We start from the raw sequence: 13,658 nt of genomic DNA, 5'->3' as shown, positions 1-13,658 counted from the left end.
TCGTGGGCTCGGAGATGGGTATAAGAGACAGGGTCGGGGTGTGCGGATCGGGGTGTGCGGGGTCGGTCGGGCATAGGCTAGCCCCAGATCGGATTTTGGATCCAGTATTGATTATCCGCTGTGCCGTGCGTAGGTTCACGGGCCAGGGATACACGGGCCAGAGGAAGGGAGCCGCCATGCCGGGCCAGTTCAGCCCCGCCCCTCAGGGGGCGCTGTCAGGGATCGTCGTCGCCGACTTCGGGCGGGTGCTCGCGGCGCCGTACATGACCATGCTCCTCGCCGATCTCGGCGCCGAGGTGATCAAGATCGAGCGGCCGGGCACGGGGGACGACACCCGCGCCTGGGGCCCGCCCTTCGCCGACGGGGAGGCCACGTACTTCCTGGGCGTCAACCGCAACAAGCGCTCGGTCACGCTCGACCTCGGGGAGAAGGCTGGGCAGGAGGCGGCCCGCGCGATCGTGGCCCGGGCCGACGTGCTCGTGGAGAACTTCCGGCCCGGCACGATGGACCGTCTCGGCCTCGGTTACGAGGAGATGCGGGCCCTCAACCCCGGCCTGGTGTACTGCTCGGTGACCGGGTTCGGCACCGACGCCGGTGCCCGGCTGCCCGGCTACGACCTCCTCGTACAGGCCATGGGCGGCCTGATGAGCGTCACCGGGGAGCCCGGCGGGCAGGGCACGAAGGCGGGCGTGGCCCTGGTGGACGTGATCACCGGCCTGCACGCCGGGATGGGCATCCTCGCCGCGCTGCGGCACCGCGAGCACACCGGCGCCGGCCAGAAGGTGGAGGTGTCCCTGCTGTCGTCACTCCTGTCGGCGCTGACCAATCAGTCTTCGGCGTACGTCGGTGCGGGGGTGGTGCCGCAGGCCATGGGCAATCGGCACCCGAGCATCGTCCCGTACGAAGTGATCGCGGCGAAGGACCGGCCACTGGTCCTCGCGGTCGGCAACGACCGGCAGTTCGGCACTCTGTGCACGAGCATCGGCCGGGCGCACCTCGCGGACGACGAGCGGTTCGCGACGAACAGCGCGCGGGTCGCCCACCGGGAGGAACTCCTGCCCGAGCTCGCCGCGGCGCTGTCCGCGCGGACCGCGGACGAGTGGTTCGAGGACCTGACCGCGGCGGGGGTGCCCTGTGGCCCGATCAACGACATGGCCGCGGCCTTCGACCTGGCCGAGCGCCTGGGGCTCGGCCCGCGGACGGCGATCGACGACCCGCGCCGGGAAACACCCGCCGCCCAGGTGGCCAACCCCATTCGGCTCGGCGCCACGCCCGCCGCCTACCGCACCGCGCCGCCACGCCTCGGGGAGGACACCGCGGCGCTCCTCGCCGAGCTCGGCCTTGACCAGGCCGGGGCCGCGGACGCACCCGATGCGGCCGGATAGGAAGATGGACGCGGCGTGACCGAGTACCGGGCGCCGGAGACGAAGAGGTGACGGGTGATGAGCAGCACGGCACAGCGGCGGCGGCCACCGACCGCCCAGCAGTTCGTCCTGGACGAACTGCGGCGCGCCATCACCAGCGGCGAGCTGAAACCGGGCACGGCGATCCGGCAGGACGCGCTCGCCGAACGGCTTGAGGTGAGCCGGGTGCCGCTGCGGGAGGCGCTGAAGATCCTCGAGGGCGAAGGCATGGTCGTCCACCGGGTGCACCGCGGCTATTTCGTCACGCAGTTGTCCCTCGACGACCTGCGCGAGGTGTACCGCATCCGCGAACTCCTCGAGGCCGAGGCCGTCCGCGAGGCCTGCATCCGGCTCTCCCCCGCGCTCCTCGACGCGCTCGACGAGGCGGAGCGCGCCGTGGAGGAGGCGAGCGAGGCCGGCGACGTCAGCGCGATGGCCGCCGCCAACCGGCGCTTCCACTTCGCCCTCATCGAGGCGTCCGGCATGCCCCGGCTGATCCGGCTGATCTCCACGCTGTGGGACGCGACGGACGCCTATCGCTCCCTGTACTACGTGGCATCCCCCAACCGTGAACGCGTCGTCCACGAGCACCGCGCGATCGTCGAGGCGCTGCGGGCCGGTGACGTCGAGAGCGCCGTCCGGCACCTCGACGAGCACCGCGCGCACGCCGTCGACACCCTGCGTGAGATCCTCGAGGCGCAGTGACACCGGCCCCGGGTCCCGGCCGGCGGGCCGTCCTTGGCGCCACCGCGGCCGCCCTCCCCTTGCTCGCCGCCGCATCCGGATGCCTGCCGGGAGGGTCCGAAGGACCGACGGCACGTCTCACCCTGGCGACAGGTGCGCGGGGCGGACCCTTCGCCCGGTTCGGGGAGCGTCTCGCCCGCGAACTCGGCGCCCGGGAGCCGGGGCTGAGGGCCCGTGTCCTGCACACCTCGGCCAGCGTGGCGAACCTGCGTCTCCTCGCGGCGGGCGACGCCGATCTCGCCCTGTCCCTCGGGGACACCGCCGCGGACGCGCGGGCCGGCGCGGGCGGCTTCCGGACCCCCGTCCCCGTACGGGCACTGGCCCGGATCTACCTCAACTACCTCCACCTCGCCGTCCCCGCCGACTCCACTCCGCGGAGCCTGACGGACCTGGCCGGCCGCCGGGTCGCCGTGGGTGCGGCGGGCTCGGGCACCGCCGTGGTGGCCGAGCGGGTGCTCGCCGCCGCCCGCCTGTCCCATCCGGTGCGGGAGGTGCGGCTCGATCTCGACGCGTCCACGCGGGCCCTGGCGCGCGGCGACGTCGCGGCGCTGTTCTGGTGCGGCACCATCCCCACCGCGGCGATCACCCGCCTCGCGGCCCGGACACCGGTGCGTCTACTGCCGCTCGACGGCCAGGCGTCGGCACTGCGCGAACGCCACGGTGCGCCCTACGTCCCCGTGGAAGTACCGGCCGGCACCTACGGGGTGCCGCACGCGGTACCCACGGTGGGCGTCCCCAGCTATCTGGTGGCCCGCCGTGACCTCTCCGCGCAGGTGGCGGAGGCGGTGACCCGGGTGATGTTCGAGGCCAGGGAGCAGCTGCCGGGCCCCGAGGTGCCGGGCGGCTATCTCGACGAGCGGTACGCGATCGGCACCGGCAGCGTGCCGCTGCATCCGGGGGCGGTGGCCTACTACCGCGGTGCTTACGGCTGAGGGGGGGGCGCAGCCGCTGTCGGCGCACCACGACTACGCGCCGCCCACGGCTGAAGGGACAGACGCAACCGCTACTGACGCGCCGCCCACGGCTGAACCGGGATACGCGGCCGCTACTACACGCCGCCCACCACTGAAGCGACAAGCGCACCACTACCACCGCGCCACCCACCACTGAAGCGGCAGACGCAACCGCTACTGGCGCGCCCCCGACGGCTGCAGCGGCAGCCGCAGCCGCGTCACCAAGCCGTGCGGCTCCCGCGCCAGCAGGTCCAGGCTGCCGCCGCTCGCGCGCGCCAGCTCGTCGGCGAGGGCGAGGCCGAGCCCGCTGCCGTCGACGTTGGAGTGCCGGGGCGAGCGCCAGAACCGGTCCCTGGCCACGGCGAGTTCATCGGGCGGCAGCCCCGGTCCGTCGTCGGCGACGCGCAGCACCACCTCCCCCGCGGCGTCGGCCAGACTCACGTCGACCCGCCCGCCCTCCGGGGTGAACTTCAGCGCGTTGTCCACCGCGACGTCCAGGACACGCCCCGCGGTCTGCGGCACACAGCGGGCTGTCAGCTCCTCGGGCAGACGGACCGTGAAGTCGATCCCGCGTGCCTCAGCCACCTCCGCCCAGGCCTCGAGTCGCGGCCGCACCTCGCCCACCACGTCCACCGGTTCCACCGCGGCGGGCGTGCCGCTCTCCACCTGGGCGAGGGCGAGGAGGTCGTCGAGCAGGGCGCTGAGCCGGTCGATCTCGTCGAGGGCGCGCTCGTAGTCCTGCGATCCGGGGTCGGTCAGCTCCGACCGCAGGTTCTCCACCCGCAGCGTCAGCACGGCAAGCGGCGTACGCAGCTCGTGCGAGGCATCCGCGACGAACGCCCGCTGCCGCTCCACCACCGCGGCCACCGTGTCGGCCATCGCGTTGAACCGCTCCTCAAGGCGCCGCAGCTCCGAAGGCCCTGAGCCGCCGACCGGAGCCCGCGCGTGCAACTGCCCCGCGGCGATCGCCTCCGTCGCCGCGTCCAGCTCCGCCACCGGCCGCAGCGTCCACCGGGCCAGGCGGCCCGCCGCCACATAGGCCGCGGCGAACATCGCGATGGCGCCCGCGGCGAGCGCCGCCCACACCAGGGCGACGTCCCGGCGCGCCGCGTCCGCCGGCGCGACCAGCAGGACCGTGCCGACGACCTGGGCGTCCCGGCCAGCGGGTTCGGCCACCGTCACCCGCCGCGGCCCGAACGGCGTCACCAGCGGCAGTCGTTCCGTGGTCCGCCCGGCAAGCGCCCCGTGCCGGGCGTCGCGCGCGCCGTCGCCGACCCCACCGCCCGCCGCGAGGACCGCTCCGGTGGCGTCCCTGACCTCGGCCCCGGCGCCGTAGAGCCAGGTGTACCGGCGGACTTCAGCCGCCAGGTCCGCTTCGGCCGGGCCGCCTTCCCGTACCGCCTGTTCCGCGAGACCGGCCAGGTGGGTGGCGTCCGCGCGGCGGTCCAGGAGCAGTTGGTGCGTGCGCTGCTGTGCGTAGGCAAGGCCCAGCGGCACGGCAAGCGCCCCAAGGAGCGCGCCGATCAGGAGGACGTACGTCAGGCGCAGGCGGCGGCGCATCAGTCCTCGGCAAGGCGGTAGCCGGTGCCGCGCAGGGTGCGGATCAGGCCGGGGCAGCCGGTCTTGGCGCGGATCCCGGCTATGTGTACGTCGAGCGACCGCGACACCGCCAAGTACGCGTCGCCCCACACCGCGTCCAGTATCTCCTCGCGCGCCCGCACCACACCCGGCTCGCGGGCGAGCAGCGCCAGGACGTCGAACTCGCGCCGGGTCAGGGCGACGGGCCGCCCGGCCACGGTCACCTCCCGGGCTCGCAGGTCGACCGCCACGTCGCCGACCCGGACGGTCTCCGGCGCGGGTGCGGGACCTGAGCCGGTCCGTCCGGTGCGGCGCATCACCGCGTCCATCCGGGCAAGGAGTTCCTCGATGCGGAACGGTTTGACCAGGTAGTCGTCGGCTCCCGACCGCAGCCCCTGGAGCACGGTGCCCTCGTCCGAGCGTGCGGTGATCACGATGACGGGTACGGCGGACACCTTGCGGAGCCTGCGCAGCAGCTGCAGCCCGTCCAGGTCCGGAAGACCGAGGTCGAGGAGGACGAAGTCCATGCCCTGCTTCAGCCGCAGCGCGTCGTCGGCCCGCCCGGCCCGCACCGTGCGGTGCCCCCGCGCCGCAAGCGCCTGGCCCAGGACCTCGGCAAGACGGTCGTCGTCCTCGACGAGCAGCACCTGCATCCGTCACTCCTCGATTCGGCGTACCCCGCCACGTTGATCTGGGACAGGGTACGCCGCCTCTGATCAGGCCCGATGGCCCTTGACCCGGGTCATCGCCCGGCCGTCTGCGCCACCGGAACCTCCGCCTGCCCCTCCCCTGCCGCCGCTTCGCGCTCCGACCGCTTGAGCGCGGCGTCCCGCGTCTCCCGCATCGCCAGGTACACCACGAACGACACCGCGGCGCAGCCCGACACGTACCAGTAGAAGCCCGATTCGATACCGGCCTTCTTGAACCACAGCGCGACATACTCGGCGGTGCCGCCGAACAACGCCTGGGCCAGCGCATAGGGCAGCGCCACGCCAAGAGCCCGGATGTGAGTCGGGAACAGCTCCGCCTTCACGGCCGCGTTGATCGACGTATAGCCGGTGACGATCACCAGGGCGATCAGCATCAGCCCGAAGGCCTGCCAGAACCCGTCCACGCCGCCGAGCGCGGAGAGCAGCGGCACGCTCCCCAACATCGATCCGGCGCCGAACGCGATCAGCAGCGGACGCCGCCCGATCCGGTCCGACAGCATGCCGCCCAGGGGCTGCAGGCACATGAACACCGTCAGCGCGCAGAAGCTCACCAGCGTGGCGTCCTGCTTGGTCAGTCCCGCGGTGTTCGACAGGTATTTCGTCAGATACGTGGTGTACGTGTAGTACGACACCGACCCGCCCAGCGTCAGGGCGAGGACCAGCACCAACTCCCGCTTGTAGGGCGCAAGGGCGCGCAATGTGCCGCGGCCGGCGCGAGGATCCGTGGCCACGTCCTCCTCTTCCTCGTACGCCTCGGTCTCCAGGAGATTGCGGCGCAGGTAGAAGACGACCGCGGCGCCGAGCGCGCCGACGAAGAACGGGATCCGCCACCCCCACGACATCAGCGTGTCCGGGTCCATGGTCCGCTGCAGCACCATCTGCAGGGCCAGGCCGCACAGTTGGCCCAGCGTCATCGACACGTACTGGAAGCTCGACGCGAACCCGCGCCGGCCCGGAGCCGACGCCTCCGTCAGATAGGTGGCGCTGGCCGCGTACTCGCCGCCCACCGAGAGCCCCTGCAGCAGCCGGGCGAGCAGCAGCACCACGACGCCCAGATATCCGGCCTGGTCGTACGTCGGCGCGATCGCGATCAGCAGGGCGCTCGCCGACATCAGGCTCACGGTCGCGGTCAGCGCCGCCTTGCGCCCCTTGCGGTCGCCGAGCCGGCCGAGCAGCCACCCGCCGACCGGCCGCATCAGGAACCCGACGGCGAAGATGCCCATGGTGTTGAGCAGTTGCGCCGTGGAGTTCCCGTCGGGGAAGAACGACGAGGCGAAGTACACGGCGAAGCTGGAGTAGACGAACCAGTCGTACCACTCGACCAGATTGCCGATCGAGCCGCCGACCAGGGCCTTCCAGGGGCTCCTGGCAGGTGGGGGCGGGCTGTCGACGGCGCCGGGAAGTGACGTTGTCACCGGGCATCTCCTCACACGTTGCGGGCATGTCGGCCCGCAGGCAGAGCAGCAGGCCCCCGCAGGTTCACCGTGCGAAGGATCATCCGACAACGGTCGGGTCCGAGATCTAACGTGCGGCTAACGTTCGCCCCAGCGGATCACCCGCGGATCACCGGCGGATCACCGGCCGCAGAGGGCCTTCCAGTCGTCCTCGAGAATCGAGTACTGGACGATGTCGTGCCACACGCCGTCCACGTGGCCGTAGTGGCGCAGCACTCCCTCCCGGACCATGCCGGCCTTCTCGATGGCCCGCTGCGCGGCGATGTTGGACGGCATGAACCCCGACCAGACGCGGTGCAGCCCGAGCCGGTCGAAGCCCAGAACGCCCAGCAGGAAGCCGATCTCGACGCTGTGGCCGAAGCTCACCCGGTCGGCGCGCAGCGCCAGGCCCACCTCCGCGCTGCGGTAGCCGACGCGGACCATGCCGCCCTCGGCCGACTGGTCCTCGACGATCAGCTTCGCCGAGCCGATCAGCTCGCCCGTGGCGATCTCGCTGACGCCAAGCCGGTAGTGCGTGCGCGGGGTCCGCGCGGCACCCGCCCTGGCCTGCTCGACCAGCGCCGCGGCGTCGGAGCGCGCAAAGGGCGGCATCCCGAACTCCCGGGTGGTGCGCGGGTCGCCGAAAATACCGAGTACGCCGTCGACATCGCTGGGCAGGAACTCCCGCAGCCGCAGCGTGGCTCCTTCGACGAGAACGCTCCGGCTCGGTGTTCGCGGCGCGCAGACTTGCTCAACTGTCAGGCGATCCGTCATCTGTTGACTCCTTGGTGATGTTCCGTCAGGCCGAAAGACACACGCGTGACCCAGAGGGGCTTTCGCGTGCGGATCGCGGGAAGAAGGCTGGCCAGTGGCAGCAGCCACCCGCAGAGCAAACCCCGGCCCCGCGGCTCCCGAACCGCCCGCACGGCCGTGATGTTCGGATGCACCCCGCGTAGCTTCCTCCGATGCGCCGGTGTCATCCCCCAGAGCATCGGCGGCGGCCGGTAGCCGGCCGGGTACGTCCAGCGCCCCCGTGCGGTGCGGGCCGCCATCCAGGCGGGCGGGGTGTCGAAGACCAGCTCCGCTCCGGGGAAACGGACGGCGCACGCCTCGATGAGCCGGTGCACCACATCCAGCGGGAGATACATCAGCATCCCCTGGGCGATGATCAGCACCCCGCGCGAGGCGTCGACCTCGTCCATCCACCCCGCGTCGGTGGCCGAGCAGGACAGCGTGCGGTGGCGCGGCGCGTCCGGCAGCAACCGCTGCCGCAGCTCGGCGACTTCGGGCAGGTCGACCCCGAGCCAGCGCACCCTGCCGTTGTCCACCCGCCAGAACTGCGTCTCCAGACCCTCCCCGAGCGAGACGACCGTGCCGTCCGGGTGGTCATCGAGGAAGCGCCGCACCACTCTGTCGTAGCAGCGTGCCCGTACCGCCATCCCCTGCGCCAAGCCCCAGCCGCCGGTGCCGAACCGCCGTTCAAAGGGGTAGTCGACGGCGTCGATCACCTCGATCGCCTTCGGGTCCGTCAGGGCCGAGCCGGGGTTCCTCGCGGCCAGAGCGCGGTGGTGCAAGGTCCATAGCGTCGTCTCTGCGACGCCGTCCAGCTCGGCATTCCGCTTCCGTCCGTCCATCGGGCGATGGTCACAACACGGTCGGCGCCCCAGCAAGGAGCGTCACTCCTCCGCGCGGATAGATCACTCCTTCAGTGGGTTTTCCCTCCACGGAGGCCCCGTTCCATGCCGACGACACAGCAGAAGCTGCTCATGGACTTCACCGGTCGCGTTGCGCCACGATGACGGACAGCCAGCTGGTCAGCGTCCGCAAGTCTCTGACCACCCATGCCACGCCTGTCAACTGCCGCCCGATCACGTGGAGTTGGACTGGCGTCGGCCTCTGGAAGGGATCGGCCTCTTGTCCTCATCGCCTGATACGTCCAGCTCCCCGGTCTTCCGCGGCCTTCCGCCGACCGCCGACGTCGTGATCGTCGGCGGGGGCGTGATGGGCGCCTCCATCGCCTTCCACCTCGCCGAGGCCGGGGTGCGCGACATCGTCGTCCTCGAGCGCGGCGAGCTCGCCTGCGGCAGCTCCGGCAAGCCGATCGGCGGCGTCCGCGCGCACTTCTCCGACCCGCTCAACATCGAGCTCGGCCGCCGCAGTCTGCGCGCCTTCCAGGACTTCCCGCACCGGCCCGGCGCCGACATTCGCCTGGACACCGTGGGCTATCTCTTCCTGCTCACCAGCGAGGCACAGGCCACGGAGTTCGCGGACAGCGTCCGGCTCCAGAACAGCATGGGCGTACCAAGCCGCATGATCGACGCGGCCGAGGCGCGGCGGCTGTGCCCCTATGTGAGCGCCGACGGCCTGGCGGCCGCCGTCCACTCCCCCACCGACGGGCACGCCCGCCCCGGCCTGGTCGTGCACGGGTACGCCGACGCGGCGGCACGGGCGGGCGTCCGGTTCGCCACGAGGACCCGCGTGACCGGCATGGACACCACCGGCGACCGCGTCAGCGCCGTGCGCACCGACCGCGGCACCGTCGCCTGCGCCACCGTGATCTGTACGGCGGGCGCCTGGTCCGGGCAGATCGGTGCCATGGCCGGCGTCGACCTGCCGGTCCGGCCGGTGCGCCGCCAACTGGCCTTCACCGAACCGCTGTCGCCGTCGGCGCCGCGGATTCCCTTCACCATCGACTTCACTTCATCGGCGTACTTCCACAACAGCGACGACGGGCTGCTGTTCGGCCTCGCCGACCCCGGCCAGCCCGAGGGCTTCGACACCACGTGGACCCCGGAGTGGCTGGACCTGTTCCGGGACGTCGTACGCGACCGCGCCCCCGCGCTCGCCGCGCTGCCCATCGCCGACGGGTGGGCGGGCCTGTACGAGGTCACCCCCGACCACAACGCGCTGATCGGCCGCTCCGGCGAGCTGCCCAACTTCCTGTACGCCACCGGGTTCTCGGGCCACGGGTTCCTCCAGGCCCCCGCCGTCGGCGAGATCGTGCGCGATCTGCATCTCGAGCGCGAACCGTGCGTCGACATCACGCCGATGAGCGCCGACCGCTTCCGTGCCGGGTCCGCGATCCGCCCCGAGGAACACGTCGTATGACCCAGCTCCCCGACTCGTCCATCCCGTACTCGACAGTCCGAAAGGCAGACCTTCCATGATCGGCCAGTGGCGACTGCGGGCCGCCTTCGCCGCCCGGCTCTCGGAGATGTACGGGCGCGAAGTCCCCGCCTACACGACGCTCGTGGACGTCTCGCGCGAGGTCAACGAAGACGTCCTGCGTGCGCGGGGCGCCGACGCGGAACGGCTTGGCTCCATCGGCCGGGTCACCGCGGAGCGGCACGGCGCCATCCGGGTGGGCACTCCCGCCGAACTGCGTGACGTCGCACGGATCTTCGGCGCGTTGGGCATGCGGCCTGTCGGCTTCTACGATCTGCGGGAGGCCGCCGCGAGCGCGGTGCCCGTCGTGTCGACGGCGTTCCGTCCTGTGGACGCCGAGGAGCTGGCGCGCAATCCCTTCCGGGTCTTCACCTCGCTGCTCACGCCCGCGGACCCGCGCTTCTTCGACGCCGACCTGCGCTCCCGTCTGGAGACGTTCCTCGCCGGGCGCGAGCTGTTCCCGCCGGAGCTGCTCACCCTGGCCGACCGGGCCGGGGCCGAGCGTGAACTGCCCGATGCGGAGGCCGAGCACTTCCTCCAACTGGCCGTCCAGGCCTTCGAGTTGTCCGCGGAGCCGATCGACCAGTCGTGGTACGAGGAGCTGGAGAAGGTCTCCGCGGTCGCCGCGGACATCGGCGGCGTCGGCTCCACGCACATCAACCACCTCACGCCGCGCGTCCTGGACATCGACGAGCTGTACCGGCGGATGACCGACCGGGGCATCGAGATGATCGACGCCATCCAGGGCCCGCCCGGCGGGCCGGGTCCCGACCTGCTGCTGCGCCAGACGTCCTTCCGCGCCCTGGCCGAACCGCGCGCCCTGCGCCAGACGGACGGCAGTGTCACGCGCGGAGCGCTGCGGGTGCGGTTCGGCGAGGTCGAGGCCCGCGGCATCGCCCTCACCCCGGCCGGCCGCGCGCTCTACGACCGCCTGCTCACCCTCGTCGACGACCAGGCCGCCGCCCACCCGGCGGCCGACCGCACCGCACTGGCCCGCACCCTGTGGGCCGAGCACGTCCCCGGCAGCGAGCGCGAACTCGCCGCCCAGGAGCTGGCCTACTTCACGTACCACGTCGCCCCGGACCGGGCTGCCCGCAGCGGCAGCCAACCACCGGCCACCATCGGCGAGTTGGTGGATCAGGGCTGGGTGCGGGCCGACCCCGTGGTCTACGAGGACTTCCTGCCGCGCTCCGCCGCCGGCATCTTCCAGTCCAACCTCAGCGGCGAGGGCTCCCGGAACACCGGCCAGGAAGGCATCGCGTACGACAGCGGCTGGCTCTCCGGCGCCATCGGCCGCGAAGTCCTCGACCCGTACGCCCCGTACGAGCGCAGCCAGAGCCTCTCGATCACCCAGGTCGGCCGCGAACTGGGCCTCGACCTCGACGGCACGCACCACTGACACCTGAACCCCCGCCCGCACACCTCACCCAGGGAGCACCATGACCGGCACCACCTCCCTTCCCACCACCGACGACCTGCGTGCCCGCGCCCGCACGAGCCTGGAGCGCATCGGCGTCACCGTCCCGGACGGCTCCGACTTCCGGGCCCGGACACCCATCACCGGCGATGACCTGTTCGGCCTGACCGCGGCAGCCCCCGCCGATGTCGACGAGGCCGTCACCGCCGCCCGCGAGGCGTTCCTCGCCTGGCGCACCACACCGGCCCCGCGCCGGGGTGAACTCGTGCGCCGACTGGGCGAGTTGCTGCGCGACCACAAGAGCGACCTGGCCGATCTGATCACCGTCGAGGCGGGCAAGATCCGCTCGGAGGCGCTCGGTGAGGTCCAGGAGATGATCGACATCTGTGATTTCGCGGTCGGCCTCTCCCGTCAGCTCTACGGCCGCACCATCGCCTCCGAGCGCCCCGGCCACCGGCTCGCCGAGACCTGGCACCCGCTGGGCGTGGTCGGCGTGATCTCCGCGTTCAACTTCCCCGCCGCGGTGTGGTCGTGGAACACGGCCGTGGCGCTGGCCTGCGGCGACACCGTGGTCTGGAAGCCGTCCGAGCTGACCCCGCTGATCTCCCTGGCCTGCGACCGGCTGCTAGCCCGCGCCGCCGACGAGGTCGGTGCGCCCCGCGACGTACACCGGCTCGTGCTCGGTGACCGCGCGGTGGGCGAGCGCCTCGTGGACGATCCGCGCGTCGCGCTCGTCAGCGCCACCGGCTCCACCCGCATGGGGCGCGAGGTCGGCCCCCGCGTGGCCGCGCGCTTCGGGCGCTCGCTGCTCGAACTCGGCGGGAACAACGCCGCGGTGGTGGCGCCGTCGGCCGACCTCGACCTCGCCGTGCGGGGCATCGTCTTCGCCGCCGCGGGTACGGCGGGCCAGCGCTGCACCACGCTGCGCCGTCTGATCGTCCACCGCGACATCGCCGATGCTCTCGTCGCGCGCCTGACGGCCGCCTACACCAAGCTCCCCATCGGCAACCCGTTCGACGACGACACCCTGGTCGGCCCGCTCATCTCCCCCGCCGCCCTCGACGGCATGCAGGACGCGCTCGCCCGCGTACAAGCACAGGGCGGCAAGATCCTCGCCGGCGGCAACCGGCGCCTGGCCGATGCGGCGCCGCGGGCCGCGTACGCCGAACCGGTCATCGTCCGCGTCGACGACCAGAGCGACGTCGTACGCCAGGAGACCTTCGCCCCCATCCTGTACGTCCTCACCTACGACACCCTGGAGGAGGCCATCGCCCTGCACAACGACGTCCCGCAAGGCCTGTCCTCCAGCATCTTCACCCGTGACCAGCAAGAGGCCGAGTTCTTCCTGTCCTCCGAGGGCTCCGACTGCGGCATCGCCAACGTCAACATCGGCACGTCCGGCGCCGAGATCGGCGGCGCGTTCGGCGGCGAGAAGGAGACCGGCGGCGGCCGCGAGTCCGGCTCCGACGCCTGGCGCGCGTACATGCGCCCGGCCACCAACACCATCAACTACTCCGGCCGGCTGTCCCTCGCACAGAACGTCAGCTTCCTGTAGACGCCGGACTATGGTCAGGACCGTAGTAGTGGCACTCACCGCGCCGGCCGTCACCGGCGTCTCCGCCACCGCGATCGTGGCCGCCACGGGCGGCCGCCCGAGCCCTCCCGGTGTCACTGTCGGCTCACCGGAGGCGGACGGCCCGATGCCGGAGACGCGGCAGGAGACCGTCGAGGCGTGGGAGGCGGAGCTCGCGCGTGCGGGCAAGAGCCTGCGTGGGAGGGGGGCAGCCCTCTTCGTTGATCGCGTCGATCACCTTCACCGCTTCGGATCCATGCTCGGAGGAGTACAGGTTGTCGTTGACGCGTTGGTTGTTGTCGTCGACGTCGTGATGGCTGTTCGCGCCGACGAGCTGCCACGACGGCGTGAACATCGGGCCGCCCGACGAGCCCGCGCCCATGTCGCAGTCCATCTCGAGCCGGTTGTCGAAGGGGAACCAGTCGACGGCGTCCACGACATTGCCGGTGCAGTACGCCGGTAGTCGATCACGTCGTCGAAGTCGGAACCGTCACCGGACTTGTGGCCCAGGGCGCCGACCGAGTCGGCGAGGTTGCCGTAGCCGTCGGGCGGCGTGACGGTGAGCGCCGCCAGGTCGGCGGTGAGGTAGTTCTCCTCGTGCGTCCACTGCTCGGGGGCGACCTTCACCTCCGTGCCGGGAGCGGCGCGGCGTCCGGCGCCCGGACCGGGCCCGGGTCCCGCC

12 protein-coding genes are annotated in these 13,658 nt (G+C 72.2%); 6 read left to right on the top strand and 6 right to left on the bottom strand.

Annotation, left to right across the window (positions count from 1 at the left end; translation table 11 throughout):
* Positions 1-176: 176 nt before the first annotated feature.
* Genes E2651_RS32695 through E2651_RS32685 form a run of 3 tightly spaced genes read left to right on the top strand, consistent with a single transcriptional unit; the run spans position 177 to position 3,079 of the window.
* Entirely contained in the window at positions 177-1,385 is a 1,209-nt protein-coding gene (locus E2651_RS32695) for a CoA transferase (RefSeq protein WP_135334883.1), read from the top strand.
* Between the two features lie 57 nt (positions 1,386-1,442).
* Positions 1,443-2,108 (top strand): GntR family transcriptional regulator, encoded by a 666-nt coding sequence (locus tag E2651_RS32690; protein ID WP_135334882.1) that lies wholly within the window; start codon positions 1,443-1,445, stop codon positions 2,106-2,108.
* Positions 2,105-3,079, top strand: coding sequence for a TAXI family TRAP transporter solute-binding subunit (locus E2651_RS32685; protein ID WP_135334881.1), 975 nt, complete (start codon positions 2,105-2,107; stop codon positions 3,077-3,079). Before E2651_RS32690 ends, E2651_RS32685 begins: the two co-directional genes overlap by 4 nt.
* Before the next feature lie 195 nt (positions 3,080-3,274).
* Here the strand turns inward: E2651_RS32685 and E2651_RS32680 are convergent, their stop codons facing one another.
* The 5 genes from E2651_RS32680 to E2651_RS32660 all read right to left on the bottom strand — a co-directional run bounded on the left by E2651_RS32680 (position 3,275) and on the right by E2651_RS32660 (position 8,455).
* The gene (locus tag E2651_RS32680; protein WP_135334880.1) at positions 3,275-4,660 is read right to left on the bottom strand and encodes a HAMP domain-containing sensor histidine kinase; all 1,386 of its coding nucleotides are present in this window, start codon (positions 4,658-4,660) and stop codon (positions 3,275-3,277) included.
* Positions 4,660-5,331 (bottom strand): response regulator transcription factor, encoded by a 672-nt coding sequence (locus tag E2651_RS32675; protein ID WP_135334879.1) that lies wholly within the window; start codon positions 5,329-5,331, stop codon positions 4,660-4,662. Before E2651_RS32675 ends, E2651_RS32680 begins: the two co-directional genes overlap by 1 nt.
* Before the next feature lie 89 nt (positions 5,332-5,420).
* Positions 5,421-6,803 carry an MFS transporter gene (locus E2651_RS32670; RefSeq protein ID WP_245239374.1) on the bottom strand — a complete coding sequence of 461 codons (1,383 nt, stop codon included), beginning with the start codon at positions 6,801-6,803 and terminating at the stop codon, positions 5,421-5,423.
* Positions 6,804-6,962: 159 nt separating this feature from the next.
* Positions 6,963-7,595: a GNAT family protein gene (locus tag E2651_RS32665; RefSeq protein WP_135334878.1), complete on the bottom strand. Its 633-nt coding sequence runs from the start codon at positions 7,593-7,595 to the stop codon at positions 6,963-6,965.
* Positions 7,592-8,455 carry a class I SAM-dependent methyltransferase gene (locus tag E2651_RS32660; protein WP_135334877.1) on the bottom strand — a complete coding sequence of 288 codons (864 nt, stop codon included), beginning with the start codon at positions 8,453-8,455 and terminating at the stop codon, positions 7,592-7,594. Before E2651_RS32660 ends, E2651_RS32665 begins: the two co-directional genes overlap by 4 nt.
* Positions 8,456-8,735: 280 nt before the next feature.
* On the opposite strand from E2651_RS32660, the gene E2651_RS32655 reads away from it, so the two are divergent.
* From E2651_RS32655 to E2651_RS32645, 3 genes are read left to right on the top strand one after another with little or no spacing between them, the layout of a single operon-like run.
* Positions 8,736-9,929, top strand: a complete 1,194-nt coding sequence (locus tag E2651_RS32655; RefSeq protein WP_135334876.1) for an FAD-binding oxidoreductase — start codon at positions 8,736-8,738, stop codon at positions 9,927-9,929.
* 55 nt (positions 9,930-9,984) lie between these two features.
* Positions 9,985-11,385, top strand: a complete 1,401-nt coding sequence (locus E2651_RS32650; RefSeq protein ID WP_135334875.1) for a DUF1338 family protein — start codon at positions 9,985-9,987, stop codon at positions 11,383-11,385.
* A 40-nt stretch (positions 11,386-11,425) separates the two neighbouring features.
* Complete coding sequence (locus E2651_RS32645) at positions 11,426-12,958, top strand: aldehyde dehydrogenase family protein (protein ID WP_135334874.1); 1,533 nt, start codon at positions 11,426-11,428, stop codon at positions 12,956-12,958.
* Positions 12,959-13,082: 124 nt separating this feature from the next.
* Here the strand turns inward: E2651_RS32645 and E2651_RS32640 are convergent, their stop codons facing one another.
* Complete coding sequence (locus tag E2651_RS32640) at positions 13,083-13,412, bottom strand: hypothetical protein (RefSeq protein WP_135334873.1); 330 nt, start codon at positions 13,410-13,412, stop codon at positions 13,083-13,085.
* Between the last annotated feature and the right edge of the window lie 246 nt (positions 13,413-13,658).

The sequence above is a fragment of the Streptomyces sp. MZ04 genome (assembly GCF_004684775.1).
Classification (GTDB): Bacteria; Actinomycetota; Actinomycetes; order Streptomycetales; family Streptomycetaceae; genus Streptomyces.
The sequence above is the reverse complement of the archived record's forward strand: the minus strand, read 5'-3'. Positions and strand labels throughout refer to the sequence as shown.